Annotated in this window: 12 protein-coding genes; 1 reads left to right on the forward strand and 11 read right to left on the reverse strand. The window is 34.8% G+C overall.

Annotated features, from left to right (window positions below):
* Positions 1-84: 84 nt before the first annotated feature.
* The 9 genes from CLU81_RS08325 to CLU81_RS08365 form a co-directional block, all read right to left on the reverse strand.
* On the reverse strand, positions 85-3,936 hold the full coding sequence (locus CLU81_RS08325) for a M43 family zinc metalloprotease (protein ID WP_099709392.1): 3,852 nt from the start codon (positions 3,934-3,936) through the stop codon (positions 85-87).
* Positions 3,937-4,324: 388 nt separating this feature from the next.
* Positions 4,325-5,782 carry a SusD/RagB family nutrient-binding outer membrane lipoprotein gene (locus CLU81_RS08330; RefSeq protein WP_099709393.1) on the reverse strand — a complete coding sequence of 486 codons (1,458 nt, stop codon included), beginning with the start codon at positions 5,780-5,782 and terminating at the stop codon, positions 4,325-4,327.
* 11 nt (positions 5,783-5,793) lie between these two features.
* The gene (locus CLU81_RS08335) at positions 5,794-9,000 is read right to left on the reverse strand and encodes a SusC/RagA family TonB-linked outer membrane protein (RefSeq protein ID WP_099709394.1); all 3,207 of its coding nucleotides are present in this window, start codon (positions 8,998-9,000) and stop codon (positions 5,794-5,796) included.
* Positions 9,001-9,361: 361 nt separating this feature from the next.
* Positions 9,362-11,524: a DPP IV N-terminal domain-containing protein gene (locus CLU81_RS08340; RefSeq protein WP_099709395.1), complete on the reverse strand. Its 2,163-nt coding sequence runs from the start codon at positions 11,522-11,524 to the stop codon at positions 9,362-9,364.
* A gap of 2 nt (positions 11,525-11,526) precedes the next feature.
* On the reverse strand, positions 11,527-12,822 hold the full coding sequence (locus CLU81_RS08345) for an aminopeptidase P family protein (protein WP_099709396.1): 1,296 nt from the start codon (positions 12,820-12,822) through the stop codon (positions 11,527-11,529).
* Between the two features lie 3 nt (positions 12,823-12,825).
* A complete protein-coding gene (locus CLU81_RS08350; protein WP_099709397.1) occupies positions 12,826-14,061 on the reverse strand; it encodes an FAD-binding oxidoreductase in 1,236 nt (411 codons plus the stop codon).
* Positions 14,062-14,135: 74 nt separating this feature from the next.
* Positions 14,136-15,146 carry a 4-hydroxyproline epimerase gene (locus CLU81_RS08355; protein ID WP_099709398.1) on the reverse strand — a complete coding sequence of 337 codons (1,011 nt, stop codon included), beginning with the start codon at positions 15,144-15,146 and terminating at the stop codon, positions 14,136-14,138.
* A gap of 2 nt (positions 15,147-15,148) precedes the next feature.
* Positions 15,149-16,732: an aldehyde dehydrogenase (NADP(+)) gene (locus CLU81_RS08360; protein ID WP_099709399.1), complete on the reverse strand. Its 1,584-nt coding sequence runs from the start codon at positions 16,730-16,732 to the stop codon at positions 15,149-15,151.
* An 80-nt stretch (positions 16,733-16,812) separates the two neighbouring features.
* Positions 16,813-17,727, reverse strand: a complete 915-nt coding sequence (locus CLU81_RS08365) for a dihydrodipicolinate synthase family protein (RefSeq protein WP_099709400.1) — start codon at positions 17,725-17,727, stop codon at positions 16,813-16,815.
* Positions 17,728-17,904: 177 nt separating this feature from the next.
* On the opposite strand from CLU81_RS08365, the gene CLU81_RS08370 reads away from it, so the two are divergent.
* Positions 17,905-18,750 (forward strand): AraC family transcriptional regulator, encoded by an 846-nt coding sequence (locus tag CLU81_RS08370; protein ID WP_099709401.1) that lies wholly within the window; start codon positions 17,905-17,907, stop codon positions 18,748-18,750.
* A 148-nt stretch (positions 18,751-18,898) separates the two neighbouring features.
* Here CLU81_RS08370 and CLU81_RS08375 read toward each other — a convergent pair whose 3' ends face one another.
* Positions 18,899-19,915 (reverse strand): endonuclease/exonuclease/phosphatase family protein, encoded by a 1,017-nt coding sequence (locus CLU81_RS08375; RefSeq protein ID WP_099712708.1) that lies wholly within the window; start codon positions 19,913-19,915, stop codon positions 18,899-18,901.
* Between the two features lie 48 nt (positions 19,916-19,963).
* Positions 19,964-20,827, reverse strand: a complete 864-nt coding sequence (locus tag CLU81_RS08380; protein ID WP_099709402.1) for a rhomboid family intramembrane serine protease — start codon at positions 20,825-20,827, stop codon at positions 19,964-19,966.
* Positions 20,828-20,858: the final 31 nt, after the last annotated feature.

Here is a 20,858-nt window from a genome sequence, read left to right on the forward strand (position 1 = left end):
TTCAACTCTTGATTAGCATAATATTTAAACAAAAAGGGGAAACTATTTATAGTTTCCCCTTTTCTTCTTATAACCAAATTATAATTACTTAATTAATAACTTTTTGTTTTCAGTAAAACTTCCATCTGTTGCTATTACAATGTAAATTCCTTTTCTAAGATGATTTACAGGATAAGAAGTTACATTGCTTTGTAAAACATCTATTAAATTTCCTGTACTATCATAAATCGTTATTTTAGTAGTTGATGCATTTAGGTTTTTGAAACTAAAATTCACTACATCTGAAGCCGGATTAGGATACATTGCAAATGACTTTGTAAAATCGATTTGATCTGGTCCTGCACTTCCGCTTTGCAAATCAATTGTCAATGGATTGCTCCAATCGCTTGATTCGGTAGCATTTTTTGCTCTTACTCTAAATTGATAAACGGTTTGCGTTCCTTGTTTTGGAATCCATAAATAATAGGTTGACGAAGTTCCAAATGTTGTCCAGCCCGTAGTTGCGTTATTTAATTGCACTTCATAACTCGTAGCATTCGCAACTGTAGTCCATGAACTGTAAAATCCTGATGAATAAACTCCTGAATTACCCGCAACCGGCGTAGCCAATGTCGTTGGGTTTGGGTTTGTAACTGTTCCTGAAACTACGGTATAATCTTCTACTTCTCCGTCGGTAATATTACCGCAAGCAGATGGATTTGAATAATATTTCATAACAATACGCATTCTTGTTGATCCTGTAAATGCAGTTGCAGTAAAACTTCCGGTTGCAGTTCCATTCGAAGAAATTCCGTCAATTACTTTTTCTGAAGCTTCAAAAATATTATTTTTGTTATAATCGATCCAGATTCCCCAAAACTCTGTATAAGCATCACCGGAGAAACCAGCTGTTAAACTTACGTTTGTAGGCGCACTTGGCGATACTGTAATTGTTTTGGAAGTATAATCAGCGTAACCTCCTGTATTTTTACCCGAAGCATTATTAAAACTTCCGATAGTTACAAAGTTGATATATTCATATTTATTATCTGCTTGAGTAGTACAATAAGCTGAATTAGCTGTTATCGTTGCAGAAACTTCATTAGAATAAGTAGAATAAATGGCATTGGCTTTTGCACGAACTCTGTATTTATAAGTATTTCCGGCTGTTAAACCTGTATTTGTATACGTTAGCGCTGTACTTGGTAATGTTGTTATTTCAGCAAAAACATTATCGGTCCCTGCTCTTTCGACTACAACGTTAGTAGCATTTGTCGCATTATTAACCCACGTCAATTGCACTTCTAAATTAGCATTATTAGCAGTCGCTGTTAAACTTGTTGGAGCCAAAACTGTTACAGGAGTTTGAGTTCCTGCCAAAATTGATTCATTCGGTTTTGTATTATAAGCATAATCCAAAACACTGTAACCAACTCCTCCAGCTTCTACTTTAATATGCATCCAACCGTAACAAGTACGTCCTCTGCTTGTATATTCAAAACCAACATATCCTGTTTGATTGTCCCAAGCTGTGTAAGTTGCTGTTCTCAAATCTAACTGATCCGGATACGCAGCTCCAGGAGCTATAAAACTACTTGAAGCGCCTATTGAAGTTCCTTGATTAATCAAAGTAATATTTCTTGTTCCGGTTTGGCAAACTAATCTTTTACCATAAGTTTCAATTTTTAAAGCTGCAGCCGCAAATTGCCAAGCTCCATATTCTGTATTGTCTCCAATTGCTAAATTAAAATATTGCCATGTTTGTGCTGCCGAAGCAACATAATCAGGATTATTAACATAGAAAACTCCGTAAGGCGAATCAAATTTCAAATTAATAGTTTTTGTTGAACTATCAAGAGTTGAAATTCCACCTGTTACAGCAGCATCTTTCAAAGTAATAACCACAGAAGCATCATTTGCAGGAAGATGTGCAGTTGCTTTTCCTGTAAAAGATACTGCAACTTTATTATTCGCCTGAAGCGTTAATACAGCTGTTAATCCCGAAGGAACTCCCGTTATTGTATAATCAGTTCCTGCTGTAAAGGTTCCTGTACTTTTAGTAAATGTTCCATTATTGGTAGACAATGTAATTATACTGGTACTTGTAACGCCTCCATCATTTGCTTCTGCTTCATACAAAACACTATCAGATAATGTTACCGCAGTTTTATTAGACATTCCTGTATAAATTGGTGCATTTGGCTGCGTGTTATAAGCATATTCTGAAACGGTAAAAGCATCTCCACCCGCTGCAACATCAACTTTGAACCATCCGTAACAAGTTTGTCCTTCTATTTGATATTCAAAACCTACGTATCCGGATTTCCCTTCCCAAGTAGTATAAGTTGGGGTTCTTAAGTCTAATTGGTTAGGATATGCACCCGGCGCTGTCATATTGCTTGCCGGACCAACTGCTACATTTTGTGCTAGTAGCGAAATATTTCTGGTTCCTGTTTCGCATGCTAACTTCTTACCGTAAGTTTCAATTTTTAATGCATTGGCAACATAACGCCAAGCTCCAAAAGAAGGATCATCTCCTTTTGCAATATCAAAAGCTTTCCAGGTTAAACTCGAAGAGATATTTATATTAGGCATATCAACAAAAAATATCCCGTACGGATCTGTAAATTTCAAATTGAAAAATAAAGATGTACAAGATAATCCTGTTGTTCCTCCGGTAAAAGCAGCGGGTAAAAATGTAATTCCGGCTGTTGTATTTTGTGCTGCGGCGTGATTAACCGCTTTTCCTGTTAGCGTTACTGTTAATTGCCCGTTTGAATTTACTGTAACTACCGGAGTTATACCTGCTGGAAAAGTGTGAGTAAAATGTGTTCCTGCAGTCATTGTTCCTGAGCTTAAAGCAAATGTTTTACCAGCACTTAGCGTAACAATTGATGGCGTATTGAAAGCTCCATCGTTTACAACTGTTTCTTTTAATGTGGTTACACTGGCAACTAAACTACTTTCTGTTGAATTTACTCCTGTGTCTATTAAATTTTGGGGTTGCCAAAGTGTGATTCTCGCAGGATGTTGCAATGCGGCCAACATTCTGTCGATTTGTCCTTGAGTATACATTTTATAACAGCCTTGTGCACCATTATATCCCATGTAGTTTTCGAAATTTACTTTGTCTCCGCTACAATTCGTTCCAGGCGTACAAGCCAAAGTATGCAAACCATCTTCCGGTGGAGTATCTACAACTTCATCAGTTCCAGTACAGCCTCCTTCAAAAGTGTGAATTAAATTTAGAAAGTGTCCAAACTCATGTGTTAAGGTTGCTGAAAATTCTTTGCTATAAGAGTTGTCGTAAAGATAAGCTCCATTAAAAACAACACGCGCTGTATTACTTGCTGTCATGCCTGAATCCGGATACCATGCAACTCCTGAATTGTTTAAAGCACCGTCATTATACAAATCATTCTGAATATAAACGTTCATGTACTTTTTATTGTCCCAGGCGTCTGCAGCAATCTGATCATCGTAGCCACCGCCGTTTCCATAACCGTTTTTAGCAGTATGAAAAACTACACCAGTTGTACAACCACCATTTGGATCTTTTTTGGCAAGTTTAAATTCGATGTTTATTGTTCCTCTTCTTGCTTGAAAAAACGGCTCAACGGTTTGAAAATCTGCGTTTCTTCCGTTGAAGTCATCATTTAATTGTGCCAAATGATTTACGATTTTTTCATAAGTAATTGTTTTACCACTTTGCACATCTCCGTAAATGTGAAAAACTACTGGAATTGTATACGTAACTGCTGCTGTTTTTGAAGTTTTACTTTTTCGCTGAAGCGTAAAATTCTTTGTAAAATTGTCAAAATCTTTTTTCTCCTGAAGTGAATTTGGGTTGGCCCGATACACTTTGGCGTTTTCTTCGGTTGTCCGGCAAGGAAGTCCCTGCGCACTAATTTTCCCTGCCGAGAAAACCAGTAATAACATTAGTAATCTTATTTTCATAATAGTTTTAGGTTAAATTGTTGCCACCAAAATTACCTACATATGTACTATTTTCCTGATACTATCTTAATTAAAAATAATACATAATTAACATCTTTTTAACTTTAAAAAAACACACTTTAAAAAAATAAACACAATAAAATATACATATAATACATAAATTGTCATTTTACTAAACATACACAAACAGCAAACCTGCAAAAATTGTAATCTTCCTAATTTAACCGCAAAGAGCGCAATGAAACAAAAACGCAAAGTTCGCAAAGCTTTTTATTAAAAACTTTGCGAACCTTGCGTAAACCTTCGCGCTCATTGCGGTAAAAAAACAAAAAAACCGGAAAATCTAATTAAAGATCTCCCGGTTTCAAAAACATAAAACTAACTCAAATTAAAATTTGTCCCAAAATATTTTTGTTGTCATTAAATCTCCGCCAATAGCAGTAGCAGCAGCTTCATAATTATTTTTATTCAGCGTTTTATCAAAAAGCGAATAAATATTACGAACCGGAACCTTTCCTTCGGCAGCATCAACTGCCGTTGAAGGCGCTTGCAAAACAGGGTAATCTAATCTTCTATATTCGGTCCAAGCTTCAAATCCTCTATTGTAATAAGCAATCCAAAGTTGGTATGCTATTTTTTGTTTGGCTGTTCCTGTTGCAGTTGCAAAAGCAACATCGGTTCTATCAAGATAAGCTTGCGCATCACCACTTGCAACACCCCAGAAATTCATGCTTGCCAAAATTCCTTTTTTATAATAATCTTCTGCCGTTCCTCCTACAGAAAATCCTCTGTTTGCTGCATCTGCCAACAAGAAACATGTTTCTGTATAGTCAAAAATAACTCCCGGATTTGTTTTCTCTTTTAGCTCTGGCCCCACATTCGAAAAATCACCATAAGTCACCTGTTTAGCATATGGCGCTCCTTTGTAAACACCAGCTTTCTTAGACTCCGGATTAAAGAAAACATCACGTCTTGGATCTTCTTTGGCATTCAATTCATTAACAAAAAACTCTGTAGGCATAATTTGGCTTTCATTAACCAAAGAATTATACAAAGGATTCATATCGATAGTTGATGAAAAATATTGGAACAATGCCGTTTGGCTTTCATTTGTCATAACTCCGGAATTATAAGCACTTTCGATAATAGTTTTGGCTTTTACAGGTTCAATATCAGCAAGGTGTAATCCTAATTTTAGTTTCACACTATTGGCTAATATTTTCCAGTTGTTTACATCACCTTTGTATATTAAATCGGCTTTGCCAAAACTTTCTTTACTCACATCCATATCTGCAATTGCAGCATCTAAACGCGATGCCAAATCCAAATAAATAGTTTTTCCATCATCATATTTAGGAAGTGGATGCGCCACAATATCCAAAGCTTCAGTGTAAGGAACATTTCCAAACAAATCGACAAGCGTTTGATATGCCATCACTATTTGAACTTCAAGAATCGAAATTCTATTCTTCTTAATTGCAATATCAACCGGACCTAAAGCTTCTTTTGCTTTAATTTTTTTTTCGGCGTTTAACAAATCCTGCAAAACATCTCTATACAATATCACCGAATGAGAATTTCCTAAATTCCTTCTTTCCTGATTGTAATTTACCTCATCTGTATAGGTTGAAGTTGTCCAATATTGTGCATATCCTCTAAAATTGTTGTCATTTACAGAAGCATTATTTAGGAAATAAGCATAATTAACCTGAGCATTTGTCATCAAAGCACTTGGTAAAACGGTCGTATATGCCTTTTTATCCTGATTTAAATCGTCTACATTGTCACATGAAGCAATCGAAAGTAAAATGGCTCCTGCAAAAAATATTGTTTTTACTATTTTCATTTTGTTTGTTTTTAGAATTGAACTTTCATGTTAAAGTTATACTCCTTTGATGTAGGCAAAACTCCGGTTTGAAAACCTTGAAGATTTCCTGAAGAAAGTCCCGCTTCCGGATCTGCATATGGTAAATTTTTACTTATGATCCATAAATTAGATCCGTTAATAGCAAAAATCATATTGCTAATAAAAGTCTTTGCAAGAAATTTTGAAGGCAATCTATAGCTTAATCCAACCTCACGTAATTTTACATAAGACGCATCATAAACATATTGCTGTTCCGGCATTGAGTTATAAAAAGAATATCCGTTTGAACCTTCAACACTTACAATTTTATCGTTTGGAGTTCCGTCTTCTTTTACACCCGGCAATAAAATTCCTCCACCATTTGCAATAGGATCTCTCTGTGGATGTCCTAAATGGTTATTTGATACTGTACTTTCATAGATTCCGGTAGTGTGACCAAAACGTTGATCTAATGAGTAAACATCTCCACCTTTTTTGACATCTATTAAGAAATTAAATGTGAAGTTTTTATACGTCAAAGCGTTATTTACACCCCCAATCCAATCTGGATTCACGTCACCAATAGTTGCTCCGGCAGTTTGTAAATATCTTCCGTTTGAACGAATTACTTTTTGTCCGTTTAAATAGGTAAATCCTGATCCTATAAGTTGTCCAACAGGTTTTCCAACCTCAGCAACATAACCTACACCTTGAAAAGATCCTAACGAAATTCTGTCAGCTCCTCCTAATGAAATTACCTCATTTTTGTTCGTTGACCAGTTTACTTTTACTTCCCAAGAGAAATTTTCAGTTTTCACCGGAATTACATTCATAGTTACCTCAAATCCTTTATTCTGAACATCTCCGGCATTTATCCAAGCTCTAGTATATCCGGTTTGTGATGGCGTTTCGATAGAAAGAATCTGATTTGTAGTATTTGATTTGTAGTAAGAAAAATCAAAACCTAATCTGTTTTTAAACAATTTAAATTCAATACCCGCTTCAAAACCTTTGGTCAACTCACTTTTTAAGTTTGAGTTACTTTTACTGTTTTCTGTAGAAAAACGAATTCCGTCAGGACCAAAATTATCCCCTTTAGGATATGTTGCCGAAGTCACTGCAAAAGGAGCATCATTTCCTGTTTCAGCATAATTCAAACGTAATTTTCCAAAAGAAAGCCAATTGGTTTTAATGTGATTACTAAAGATATATGTTCCCGTAATAGAAGGATAAGAATATGTATTATTATCCTTTGGCAATGTCGATGATTGGTCTACACGATAACTACCTTCTAAGAAATAAGTATCTAAAAAATTAAAACTTGCATTGGCATAAATACTATTTGTTCCCAAAGTTGTCTGAGATTCTCCCGGACTGTTTATTTTATCAATAGAATTATTCAAAGCATAAATTCCCGGTACTACCAATCCTCCATTTGTAGCTGCATATATCGAATTACTAATTGAACGTCTTGAGTTTGCCCCAACCATTCCGTTAAATTTGATTCCATCGGTAATTCCAGTCTTAAAACTTAAAATTAAATCAAAATTGACCTCTCTAAAAGTTTTATCATATCTAGTATACTGCCCTAGCGCATTTGGAGTTCTTTTTGATCCCACAGCAATACGCTCTTCTTGCAATTGGTGGTAATAATCTACAGCACCTTTTCCTGTAATATCAAACCAATCATTTACTTGTGTAGTTAAATTTACGTTTCCAAAGAAACGATCACGAGCTAAAGTGTTGTAATTATTATACCTCTGAAAGTATGGATTATCATGAAACTGAATAGCCAAATCAGTTGGACCAGCGACACTCCATGTTGTGTTTTCTCCCGTTAGATTATAAGCATCTCTTAAATCCTTAAAATCTACACTTGTTGAATACCATTGTCTAATACTGCTTAAAAAATTATTTCCTCCGTCACCATAACCTGTTTCATTCATTCCTTTTGCATTCGCCTTTAAGTAATTGGCTGAAGCCGAAATTTTAGTTTTAGGCTTTAAATTATAACTTGCAGAGAAATTAAAATTATCCTTGCGATTATCGCTATTTGGCAAAATTCCCTGATCCATATTATAATTCGTATATCCAAATCTGAAATCACCATTTTCATTAGATCCCGCAACTGCAACATTATTTATGTACGTCACACTCTTTTGATAAAAACTATTTGGGTTTTCCTGTACCGCTGTCCAAGGAGTTGCTTTTCCATAACCTGGTAACTGAGGATAAAATGATTTCCAATTGTAAACTAATAAATTAGGATCAAATTTTGGTCCCCAAGAAGCATCATCGGTAGCAGCATAAGGATGCACGCCGCTTCCTAAATTTACGGTACCATAAAAATCTCCATAACCCCCGCCATATTGATTTTGATATTCCGGTAATGTCTTTTTATCGACTACACCAACAGTAATTCCAGAGCTAAAAGTTACTCCCAAACCACCTTTTGATTTACTTCCTTTTTTAAGGGTAACCAAAATAACTCCGTTTGAAGCTCTTGAACCGTACAAAGCAGAAGCCGCCGAACCTTTTAAAACGTTCATTGTTTCGATATCATCCGGATTAATATCCGCAGCAGCGTTTCCATAATCGTATCCACCAACATTACCACCGCTTTTTTGATCGGCACTATTAGTATTATCATTGTTTAACGGAATTCCGTCTACAATCCACAATGCCTGATTGTTACCTGTTAATGAAGTTGTACCACGAATAATTACATTGGTAGAACCTCCAATATTATTATTACGTCTGATTTGTACACCGGCAATTTTCCCTGAAATTGAATTGGCTACGTTACCAGTATTTACTTTTGTCAAGTCTTCTCCTTTAATTTCCTGAGTGGCATATCCCAGAGATTTCTTTTCTCTTTTAACACCCAAAGCCGTTACAACAATTTCCTGAAGTTGCTCTGAGCCTCCAGCCATAACTACATTTACAGTAGTGTTTACAGCTGTTATTTCCTGAGTTTTCATCCCAATATAATTAAATATCAGTACAGAATTTGAACTTGCTTTAATCGAATATTTTCCGTCAAAATCTGTTTGAGTTCCCGTCTTTGTTCCCTTAATCAATACACTCGCACCCGGCAAAGGCATTCCTGCATTATCTGAAACAATTCCCGATACAACCCGCTCTTGTGCGAGCGCAAATTGTGCTAGCAGTACAAAAAAAAGTACCACCGTTTTTCTTTGAAAAAACTTAAATTTCATAAAATGGTTTTATAATTAGTATTGGCAAATATTTTGCTTTTTTGACAATTCCAATGACAATATATTACCACAAAAACCTATTATATTACCCTTTAATTACACATTTCTCATTTTCATATGTATTATCTTATCCTCAAAAATCAACCTTCTTTATAACTTAAAATATTTACCGTCTACTAATTCATTTTAACCGCAAAGCGCGCTAAGATTTAATTTTACTTTATGCATAGAAAACACAAAGTTCGCAAAGCTAGATCAACACAAAGCTTTGCGAACTTTGCGGTTAAATTCCTCTCAAAACAAAAAAAGGAGAACTTCTTTTTACAGAAACTCTCCCTTTTTTAAATCTAATTTTTGAATTTTATTTTGCTCCCGGAGGAGATTTCTCATATATGAATTTTATAAAAGTATCTACTAAATGTTTTGTAGTTCCTTCGCCTTCATAGATAGAATGTGAACGATTTGGATAGATCATTAAATTGAACATTCTATCGTATTTTATAAATTCATTAATCAAAACCTCAGCATTTTTATAATGTACATTATCATCACCAGTTCCATGAATGTAAAGTAAATTTCCTTTCAAATTCTTAGCGTATGTTACCGGCGAAGCCTTAATATAAGTTGCTTCGTTCTCGCTTGGCAATCCCATATAACGCTCTGTGTAGATATTATCATAAAAATGCTGATCTGTAACTGCCGAAATAGCTACACCTGTTTTGTAAATATCAGGATATTGAAACATTAAATTCAACGTCACAGCTCCACCGCCGCTCCAACCATGAACAGCAACTCTGTCAGCATCAATAAAATTCCATTTTAGAATTTCTTTTGCAGCCATCGCCTGATCGCGAGTATTTATAATTCCCATGTTTTTATAAATAGACTTTCTCCATTTTGTTCCTTTCAAAGATGGAGTTCCTCTATTGTCCATTGCAATTCCTATGTATCCTTCCGGAATCAGTAAATCAATAAATTCATTAAGATAAGGCATATCATTTGCAACACAAGCCATTGGTTCTCCATAAACATAAAAGAATAATGGATACTTTTTTGCTGGATCAAAATCTAGTGGCTTAGCCATAATTCCGTCCATTTCGACACCATCAACCGTTGTTACTTTAAACTTTTCCAAAGAAAAATTACGATTTGGTTTTGTAAAAACATCTGCTTCTTTTGGCAATATTTTTTTATGATCAGATAACGAAACTAAACGGATATTTATATCTCGATTGATGTTCATATTCATATGTTTTGCATATGATCCATCAGTAGAAAATTTATACAAATTCGTTCCTTCAAATATTTCAGGAGTAATTCTTTGAGTTTTTCCTGACTTTAAATTCGTTTCATACAAATATCTTTGCGTTGCATCTTTAGGACTTGAGATATAATAAATAGATTTTGTCTTATCATTATAAGCCTGATAATACGCATCATAATTTCCTTTAGTAACTAACTCTTTCTTTTTTCCGTCGCTGCTTATTTTATAAATATGCATCCAGCCATCAGCATCAGAACTCCATAAAAAAGCTTTTCCGTTGTCTACAAATTGACACGGAAAACCATCGTAGATCCCCGAAGAAATATCAAAAACATCAATCCACTCCGGTGACTTTTCCTGATAGATTAAATTTGCTTTTCCGGATTGTGCATTGCAATTATAGATTGAAGCCTGATTTTGATATCTGTTCAACTGAATCACCATTACGGCATCTTTGGTAACCCATTCCATACGAGCCAAATAATTATTATCAGGTTCACCCGGAATATCCAGCCAATTTGTTTTTAAAGAAGTAATATCAATAACCCCAATTTTTACAGAAGATGGTTTTTCTCCCGCTTTAGGATATTCTACAGGAACTACAAATGGATACAAAGCATCTGTATTATTAATCATTAAATGGAATTTTGTCTCCGAAGCATCAACACGCCAAAAAGCAATACTTTTTCCGTCAGGACTCCAACGAAATCCATCGCGAGCCGCAAGTTCTTCTTCATAAACCCAATCAAAAGTTCCGTTGATTACCTTGTCAGTTCCATCGGTTGTTAAAGGAGTAATTTTGCCCGAAGCCAGATTCTCCAAATAAATATTGTGTTTAGAAACATAAGCAACATTTTCGTTATCCTTTGAAAATTTAGCAAACATCAAAGAGGATTCTTCTAAGTTGCCTCCCAGTTTTCTTCCTTTTCCGGTAGCTAAATCAAAAAACCAATAATCGCCTTTCGTTTTAGCTCTCCAAACCATTTTTGAATTGGTATAAACCAGAACTTTTGTCTTATTCTGATTCCAAACCAAATCTTCAACTTCTCCATTAAAACCTGCATTTTTTAATTGCTGATCCGTTAAAACCGTAGTACTTTGATTTAATTTATCAACATCATAAACTAAAACATTACGGTCAGAATTCACCCAAAAAGAATGTGAATTAGGTAACCATTTTAACTCATTAATATCAATGCCGGTTTGAGCAAAGATTCCTGAGCAAATAAAAAGTAGTAATAAAAATTGTTTTTTAATCATGTTTATTTGGTGTTAATTAGCTGTTCTATTTCTGTAATTTCGATTGGTATTTCTTCAGATAAATTGATATTTCCATTTTCGGTCAATAAGTAATCATTTTCTAATCGGCAGCCAATTCCTTCTTCGCGAATATAAATTCCGGGTTCACAAGTCAGAACCATTCCTTTTTCGAAAGGTTTTGAATACAAACCAACATCATGAACATCAAGTCCTAAAAAATGCGCTGTTCCGTGCATGAAATATTTTTTGTATGCCGGATTTTGAGGATCTTGAGAAGCGATATCTTCCAGCGTAATTAATTTTAGCTTAACTAATTCTGCTTCGATCAGACTTGCCATTTGCAATTCGTAATCTTTCGACAAAACTCCCGGTTTCAAAAATTTCGATCCTTCTTTCAAACAATACAAAACCGATTCATAAATTTCTTTCTGACGTGCTGAAAATTTTCCGTTTACCGGAACACAACGTGTAATATCTGAATTATAATTAGCATAACAAACACCAAAATCTACCAAAACCATTTCACCTTCCTGACAAACTGAATCATTGGTATTATAATGAAGCGCGCAGGCATTTTTCCCAGAAGCTATAATTGGTTTGAATGCATGACGATTTCCTCCGTTTTTAATATAATGATATGCCAGTTCAGCTTCTAATTCGTATTCTTTTACTCCAGGTTTTACAGCTTTCAAAAGTCCTTCAAATCCTTTTACACTTATAGAAACTGCTTTTTTCATCAAGTCAATTTCTTCAACAGATTTTACCGGTCGAAGTTCTCTTGTAATTTTGGCAACACGCTCGTATTGATGCAACGGATATTTTTGTTTACACCATTGAATCATTCGATCCTGACGCGTATTCATTTCCGAAGTTATTCTTTTAATGTGCTCATTATGTCCTAAATAAATCACATCTGCTTCAAATGCAAAAAGTTGAATTGTCTTTTCGAATTCATGAATCCATTTTACATTTTTAATTCCTGAAATAGCCGAAACTTTTTCTTTGGTCAAAAAATCTCCATCCCAAATCAAAGTCATTTCCGTAACTTCTTTTACAAATAAAATGGCGCGATTATCTTCTTTAAAAGCATCTGGATAAAGTACTAAAATAGTTTCGTCCTGTTCAATTCCTGACAAATAAAACAAATCATTATTTTGTGCAAAACCCATTACATCATCAGCATTATTAGGCATTACATCATTTGATGTTAGAATTGCCAAACTATTATTTTGCATCTTTTCGATAAACCTTTTTCGGTTATTCTCAAACAAAGAAACTGGAATTGAATCGTATCTCATCTTTTATAATTGAAACATTTTAGTATCAACAGAAGTCGTTTTACCCGAAATTATCTCGGTAATTACTTTTCCTGTTGCCGGTGCAAGACTTAAACCCATCATGGCGTGTCCGGTTGCGAAAGTCAAATTTACAACTTTTTCTGCTCGTGAAATAATCGGCATACCAGAAGGCGTACACGGTCTGAATCCAAACCAGGTTTCTTGTTCTTCAGGCATATTGATTTTCATTTCAGGATAAAACTCGTTTATACTATTGACAATTCCCTGCAATCTGTTTTTATTGATTTTCGTATCTGCTGTGTGCGTGATTTCCATTGTACCACCAAAACGAATATCATTATTCATTGGCGTTACAGCCACTTTTCCTTCACACAAAATAGAAGGAATTGATGGCTTATGATTTTTATCTTTCAAAGTAAAACTATATCCTTTTCCCGGTAAAATCGAAATCGAAATTCCTGTTTTTTTCGCCAATAAAGGACTCCATGAACCTGCCGCTAAAACTACTTCGTCTGTAGCAAATGCACCTTTATTAGTTATGACTTTTGTAATTTTATTATTCTCAAAAACAAAATCCTGAACCATTGTTGCCGGATGAATTTCGACTTTTAATTGTTCTAATTCCTTTTTTATAAATTGTAGAAATTTTTGAGGATACAAATGTGCATCTCCGGTATAATGAACTCCGCCCTGAACATCTGTTTTTGTTCCATTCTCTAATTTTGCAACCGCTTCTGCCGAAAGATAATCGACTTTTAAACCCATTTTTTCTGCTTCTCTTCCTTCAAGAAACATTTCGTGACCAGTTTTTTCTGTTTTATATAACATCAAAAGTCCTTTTTCTTCGTAGAAAAATGAATTATTATTTTTGGCAAAATCCTGATATAATTCCTTACTCAACAAAGATAAATCTCGCAAAGCAGGCATCGCTTTTTCTACATGTTTTGCGTTTGCATGTCTGTAAAATTGCAATCCCCATTTGATTAAATCAACATCTAATCTGGGTTTTACGTAAAACGGACTTTGACTATTAAACATCCATTTCATTCCCTGTGCAATCATCCCGGGTTGCGCCAACGGAATTATATGCGACGGAACAATCATTCCTGCGTTTCCGTAAGAACAGCCATCATCCATCGCAGATTGATCAAAAATAGCCACCTCATACCCTTCTTTAGCAAGATAATAGGCTGAACACAGACCAATTATTCCTCCTCCAATTATACTTACTTTTTTCATTTAGACAGAATTAAAAAATTCATTGAAAGAAGTTAGTATTTCTTCCTTCAATGAATTAAAATTTTTATTAGTTTTTAAATCACCTGAAAACCATGCGCATACGGATCATCTGATTCGTCGATCATGATCGTATTATAACCATATACTTTTGCCCAGCCCTGAATACTTGGTACAATTGCAGAAATTTCGCCAATAGAAGTTTCTTCTACAACTCTGCCAATAAATTTGCTGCCAATATAACTTTCGTGAATAAAATCTTCACCTACTTTAAGTTTTCCTTTTGCGTGTAATTGTGCAATTCTTGCCGAAGTTCCTGTGCCGCAAGGCGAACGGTCTATGGCTTTGTCTCCATAAAAAACCGCATTTCTTCCTGATGAACTTGGATCAAGCGGTTCGCCAGTCCATAACATATGACTCACATCGCGAATCGTATCATTTTGTGGATGTATAAAATAATCCAGATATTTCTCGTTGATTCGCTTGCGCACTTCCTGACTAAACTGAATAATTTTGCTGGCAGTAAAATCCTGAATTCCTGAGAAATTCTTCTGCGGATCTACAATCGCATAATAATTCCCGCCATAAGCCACATCAAAAGTAATCTCACCCAATTCAGGACAATCAATAGTTAAACCTTCTGCTGCTAAATATGATTTTACATTGGTCAAACGTACCCAATCTACCTTGCCTAAAGTTTGTTGGTATTCAATATTTACCAAACCTGCCGGAGCTTCCATTTTTATTTTTCCGGGTACTTTAGGCGTGATCAAACCTTCTTCAATTGCTATCGTAATCGTACCAATTGTTCCGTGACCGCACATTGGCAAACAGCCCGAAGTTTCGATAAATAAAATTCCAAAATCATTATCAGGATCACTTGGCGGATATAAAATACTCCCACTCATCATATCGTGACCGCGAGGTTCAAACATCAATCCTTTTCGGATCCAATCAAATTCTTTTAAAAAATGCTGACGTTTTTCGCTCATATTAGCGCCTACCAAATTTGGTCCTCCGCCAGCTACAACTCTCACAGGATTTCCGCAAGTGTGTGCATCTACACAAAAAAAAGTTTTCTTTGACATTGTTATATCTGAGATTTTGTTTGAATATTATTTAGCGTTCTTAAAATTTGCAATGGATTTTCATTCTGCAATTCCGAAGGTAATAATTCATTTGGCCAATTTTGATAACTAAATGGCCGCACCCAACGATAAACAGCATGAATACCAACTGCAGTAAATCTTGAATCAGAAGAAGCCGGATAAGGTCCTCCGTGAATCATTGCCGGACAAACTTCAACTCCTGTAGGAACGCCATTAAAAATCAAGCGCCCAACTCTGTTTTGCATTGCCGCAATTAATGTATTATATTCTTTTAATTCGTCTGATTCTCCAATAATTGTTCCCGTCAATTGTCCCTCCAATTCATTGATAATTTTCAGCAATTGCTCTTCATTATCACATTGTACAAGTATTGAAAAAGGTCCAAAAACTTCGTGACTTAATGTTTTATTTTCTAAAAAAGTTTTTCCATCAACAGTCAAAATCTTCTGAGATCCATAATTTGGAGCCACTTCGCCTTTATATTCAGCAATTTTCGAAACTCCATTTTGAGAAGCCATTGTTGCTGCGCCTTCCTCAAAGCTATTTTTCATTGATGGATGCAACATACAAAATGGTTCAATTTTTTCAATGGCTTTTGCCAATTCTTCTGAAAATTTATTTAATTCAGCTCCTTTAATCCCAATTAGCAATCCCGGATTAGTACAAAACTGACCCGCACCAAGCGTAATTGATCCTGCATAAGCCGAAGCCCATTTTTGACTGTTTATTTCTAATGCTTTTGGTAATAAAACTACCGGATTTACGCTCCCCATTTCAGCAAAAACCGGAATTGGTTCTGGTCGTTGTGCTGCAAGATCAAATAAAGCTCTTCCGGCGCGAATACTTCCTGTAAAACCAACTGCTTTTACCAACGGATGTTTCACCAAACTGGCACCAAGAGTTGTTCCGCCACCAACAAGATTAGAGAAAACTCCATTTGGCATATTTGTTTTTTCTGCTGCTTTAAGAATTGCCGAAGCAACCATTTCGCCAGTTCCCACATGCATCGAGTGACTTTTTACAATTACAGGACATCCCGCCGCCAAAGCTGAAGCAGTATCTCCTCCGGCTGTTGAAAATGCAAACGGAAAATTACTTGATCCAAAAACCACAACAGGTCCTAATGGCACCATCATTTTACGCAAATCTTCTTTTGGAGCAGGAACTCTGTCTGTTATTGCGGTATCAATTGCAGCTTGAACCCAGCTCCCTTCGGCAAGCATTTGAGCAAACGAACGCAACTGACCAACCATTCTGCCTCGCTCCCCCTCTGCCCGACCTATAGGAAATCCGGATTCACTGCAATACTGTACTAACAAATTATCTCCTAAAGCTAAGACTTCATCGGCAATAGCATTTAAAAAATTAGCTTTTTCAAGACCGGAACAATTTCTATAAATCCCAAATGCCTGATTGGCCAACGTAACAGCTTCTTCTATTTCTTCTTGAGTTGCCTCTGTAAAAACCCAAGGATTTTCCTTATCTAACTGCGGATTAAATGTTTTGAATGTTTTTTCTCCGCTAGCTTTAAGTGTATTTCCCACGTAATTTTTTCCTGTAATCATCTTTCTTTTTTGTTTTTTGAATAAATACTTTACAATTCTTAAAAGAAGAAACTTGTAAAACCAATTGAATCAGTTCTTGATTATAAATTTTTATAATCCGGTAATTCTGGTCTTGATTCTAATGATCTGGCAATAATTCCTAAAACGTGTTCTCTCTCAGCTCCACGAAGCGGCAATCTTGGTGCACGAACATTTTCTGTTCCAATTCCTGTTGCTACTTCTGCAAGCTTGATATTCTGAACTAAAAAAGCATTGATATCTAATTCTAATAAAGGCAAAAACCATCTGTATATTTTTAGCGCTTCGTCAATTCGGCCTGCTTTTGCCAATTTGTAAATCGCTACAGTTTCTCTTGGGAAAGCATCAACTAAACCAGAAACCCATCCGTGAGATCCCATCAATAAACTTTCTAAAGCCAATGTATCGACTCCTGATAATATTTTCAATCGATCTCCAAAACGGTTGATCATTCTTGTTACATTCGAAATATCTCTTGTTGATTCTTTTACAGCCTGAATGTTATCGAATTTCAGGATTTCTTCGAACATATCAAGTGTAACTTCAATTTTATAATCAATTGGGTTATTGTAAACCATTATTGGAAGTGAAGTACTTTTAGCCACTTCAGAGAAAAATGTTACGGTTTCAAAATCAGAAGCTTTGTAACGCATTGGAGGCAACATCATCAATCCTTTTGCTCCGTCTTGCTCTGCTTTATTTGCAGCCAAAATTGCTCCTTTGGTAGTTTGTTCAGCAATATTCATAATTACAGGAACCTGATTATTAACCATACTCACAGTACCTTTTACCAACTCTCTCTTCTCCTCTTCTAAAAGGGTGCTTGCTTCTCCTAAAGTTCCACCAAGTATGATTCCTTCAACACCTGCGTCTAGTTGTGCTTTTAAGTTTACTTCAAACATTCTGAAGTCTAATTTATCATCTGCAGTAAATTTTGTAGTTACCGCCGGCATAACGCCTTTCCATTGAATACTCATAATATCGATTTTAATTAGGACCAAAATTATTTATATTGAACAAAGCAGGAGGCTGATAAATTATCTCAAAGTAATACTATATTACCCTATATAAGATACTTATGTAAAAAACCAACTAATATATTGCTATTTTTTTATCGAAATAAAATATATTTGATATAACTAACTAACCCAACCATGAAAGTTTTTCCATTTAAAATCCCTAAATCGGGAGAAGATCCGCTTATATATCAAGAAGATAGAGAAATTGTTTTCTACGACAAGCTTCATCAACATGAAGAAATTCAAATTAGTTTTATCGAAAAAGGCGAAGGTGCCGTTTTTGCCGGAGACACTATTTCGCACTACAACCAAGGTGATATATTAGTGATTGGCAGCAATTTACCTCATGTTTTTAGAAGTGAAGTGCGCGAAAATGAAGCTTCAATAATGCTTACGTTATTTTTCACTACAAACTCCTTTGGAAAGGATTTTTTCAACCTGAATACTTTCAAAAACATTCATCCATTTTTAGAAAGCAGCAGAAACGGCTTTATAATCCACAATGCTCCGAAGAAAATTACCAAGTCTTTTAAAAAGCTAAATAAAGCCGACAATTACCAACGTTTTATTCTGTTTTTGGAAATCCTAAAATGGCTTTCAAATAACGATAAAGAACAATTATCGAATCATTTATATGATAAAAAAATCACCGATAATGAAGGTAAAAGAATGCAAACAGTCTTTGAACATGTAATGACTAATTTTAGCAAAAACATAAATTTGGACGAAATTGCCTCGATTGCAAATATGACCAAAAATGCATTTTGCCGGTATTTTAAAGTCCGGACGAACAAGTCTTTTTTCCAGTTTTTAATAGAAGTGAGAATTGAGCATGCTTCAAAGCTATTGGCAAATAACAGTGAACTTTCCGTTTTAGAAATTGCCGAGTTATGTGGCTTTAATAACATCTCAAATTTCAATAGAAAATTCAAAGAATTAAAACAAACTTCTCCTTTGCAATATCGAAAGTTAAACTTGTAAACTACCGTAAAAATTTTACCGCAAAGGCGCAAAGATTTAATTTTACATTGCGCATAGAAAACGCAAAGTTCGCAAAGCCAGATGAATATAGCTTTGCGAACTTTGCGTAAACCTTCGCACCTTTGCGGTTAAAATTTCAGTTAAAAAACTATTCAATAGAAAGTCTTGTCATAATGGGGTAATGATCCGAGTTTTCGAAATCAGGAAAACTCTCGAATTGCTTGACTTTCATTTTACTATCCGTAAAAATATAATCAATTCGGGCTGGATAATAACGGAATTTATAAGTAGCTCCAAAACCTTCTCCGGCTTCTTCAAAAGCATCTTTTAGTTTTCCTTTTATACTTCGATATACATATGAAAACGGACTATTATTCATATCTCCACAAATAATAATCGGGGTTTTGCATTGTTTGATATTCTCCTTAAATATTTGTGCTTGTTCTTGCTGTTGCCTAAATCCTTTACTGATTCGGGTATAAATCAATTGAGATTTTTCCTGATTTACATTGTCTATATTATTAGAAATATCACTAACATCAGGCGAAATCTTGATCGACTGCAAGTGCATATTATAAACCCTGATAATATCTTTTCCGCGTTTTATATCAGCATAAATTACGTTGTTATCTGAATTTGGAAAAATGATATTTCCTTCATATAAAATTGGAAACTTGGAGAAAATTGCCTGACCGGTTTTGATTTTATTTCCTTCAATAAAAATATAACGATGTGGATATACTTTTAAATCAATATGAGCCGAGTTTGAATATTCCTGAATACACAGAATATCCGGATCTTTTTCGTCAATAAAAGCTTTAATGTTTGACGGAATATCATCACGATCTAACCATTTAAAAACATTAAAAAGTCGGACATTATAACTCATCACAGAGAAATCTCTTTCATCCGGAACATATTCTTTGGTTGAGAATTTATAAAACTTACTGATAAAGGTGATTCCGGTTAACAAGACTAAACCAGACAAAATAAGTCGCTTTTTAAACTGAATTGCCCAGTAAACAAAGAAAAATCCATTGAGGACAAAAAAAGCTGGCATAAACAAAGTCAGCACCGATAAAAGCGGAAAACTTTTAGGTGCTAAAAATGGTAAAATATAGATGCTAAATGTCAGTACAGTCAGAACTATATTCAAAAAGAACATTATTTTATTAAACCACGAAAGGTTTTTCATATTTGTTTGCTAAAAGGATTATTTTCCAGCTTTAAATAAAAACTCTTTTTCTTCTTTTGTCAGACAATCATAACCGGACTGGCTAATCTTGTCTAAAATTTCGTCGATTTGTTGCTGCGTTTTGTCTTTCGTAACAATTCGGGACGTCACTTTTTCAGTAGGTTTTTTGTAATTTTTATGAACTTTTGTGAATGGGGTCGATGGGGATTTTCTAAATAGATTTGTAAAAAAATCAAGCGTTTTGGAAATAATAATGCTCAAATCTGTTCCGTTTTGAAGCAACTTAATATAAATAAATCCAAAAATTGCTCCGGCTAAATGCGAGATATGTCCGCCGGTATTATCCAAACGAAACTGCATTAGATCTAAAACCAAAATTACAGCCGTAATATGCCAAAGCTTAACGTTTCCAAAAAACATTAAACGCACATTCATCAAAGGCTGATAAGTTGTGGTTGCAACCAAAATTGCCATAATAGCAGCAGAAGCACCAACGATAGAACCTGCAATATTTAGAAAGTAAAAACTTAAAGCAAAAGCAACTCCCGAAAAAATAGCACCTAAAATGTACAATCCTAAATATTGCTTTTGAGTAAAGAATGTCATAAATAAATTACTGGCAAAATTTAAAACCAACATATTAAATAACAAATGGAAAAATCCATCATGAAAGAATGCATACGTTAAAAATGTCCAGGGTCTAAACAAGAAAGATTGAGGATCTGACGACAATGCCAACCAGCTTGGGAAAGCAAATTGACCAATAGAATATTGGTAGAAAAACACTAATGAAACCAGAAAACAAGCAATGTTCCAATAAATGACACGCATTGCAATTCCTCCTAATTTATATTGTAGTTTTAAATCGTCAAGAATATTCATAAAAGCTTTTCTTTAGTTTCTATTTTTTATA

The sequence above is a fragment of the Flavobacterium sp. 9 genome, from assembly GCF_002754195.1.
Classification (GTDB): Bacteria; Bacteroidota; Bacteroidia; order Flavobacteriales; family Flavobacteriaceae; genus Flavobacterium.

What these genes read in the sequence shown, in the direction of transcription:
- CLU81_RS08325 (WP_099709392.1), bottom strand. Translation starts at nt 3,936, where the DNA reads ATGAAAATAAGATTACTAATGTTATTACTGGTTTTCTCGGCAGGGAAA.
- CLU81_RS08330 (WP_099709393.1), bottom strand. Translation starts at nt 5,782, where the DNA reads ATGAAAATAGTAAAAACAATATTTTTTGCAGGAGCCATTTTACTTTCG.
- CLU81_RS08335 (WP_099709394.1), bottom strand. Translation starts at nt 9,000, where the DNA reads ATGAAATTTAAGTTTTTTCAAAGAAAAACGGTGGTACTTTTTTTTGTA.
- CLU81_RS08340 (WP_099709395.1), bottom strand. Translation starts at nt 11,524, where the DNA reads ATGATTAAAAAACAATTTTTATTACTACTTTTTATTTGCTCAGGAATC.
- CLU81_RS08345 (WP_099709396.1), bottom strand. Translation starts at nt 12,822, where the DNA reads ATGAGATACGATTCAATTCCAGTTTCTTTGTTTGAGAATAACCGAAAA.
- CLU81_RS08350 (WP_099709397.1), bottom strand. Translation starts at nt 14,061, where the DNA reads ATGAAAAAAGTAAGTATAATTGGAGGAGGAATAATTGGTCTGTGTTCA.
- CLU81_RS08355 (WP_099709398.1), bottom strand. Translation starts at nt 15,146, where the DNA reads ATGTCAAAGAAAACTTTTTTTTGTGTAGATGCACACACTTGCGGAAAT.
- CLU81_RS08360 (WP_099709399.1), bottom strand. Translation starts at nt 16,732, where the DNA reads ATGATTACAGGAAAAAATTACGTGGGAAATACACTTAAAGCTAGCGGA.
- CLU81_RS08365 (WP_099709400.1), bottom strand. Translation starts at nt 17,727, where the DNA reads ATGAGTATTCAATGGAAAGGCGTTATGCCGGCGGTAACTACAAAATTT.
- CLU81_RS08370 (WP_099709401.1), top strand. Translation starts at nt 17,905, where the DNA reads ATGAAAGTTTTTCCATTTAAAATCCCTAAATCGGGAGAAGATCCGCTT.
- CLU81_RS08375 (WP_099712708.1), bottom strand. Translation starts at nt 19,915, where the DNA reads ATGTTCTTTTTGAATATAGTTCTGACTGTACTGACATTTAGCATCTAT.
- CLU81_RS08380 (WP_099709402.1), bottom strand. Translation starts at nt 20,827, where the DNA reads ATGAATATTCTTGACGATTTAAAACTACAATATAAATTAGGAGGAATT.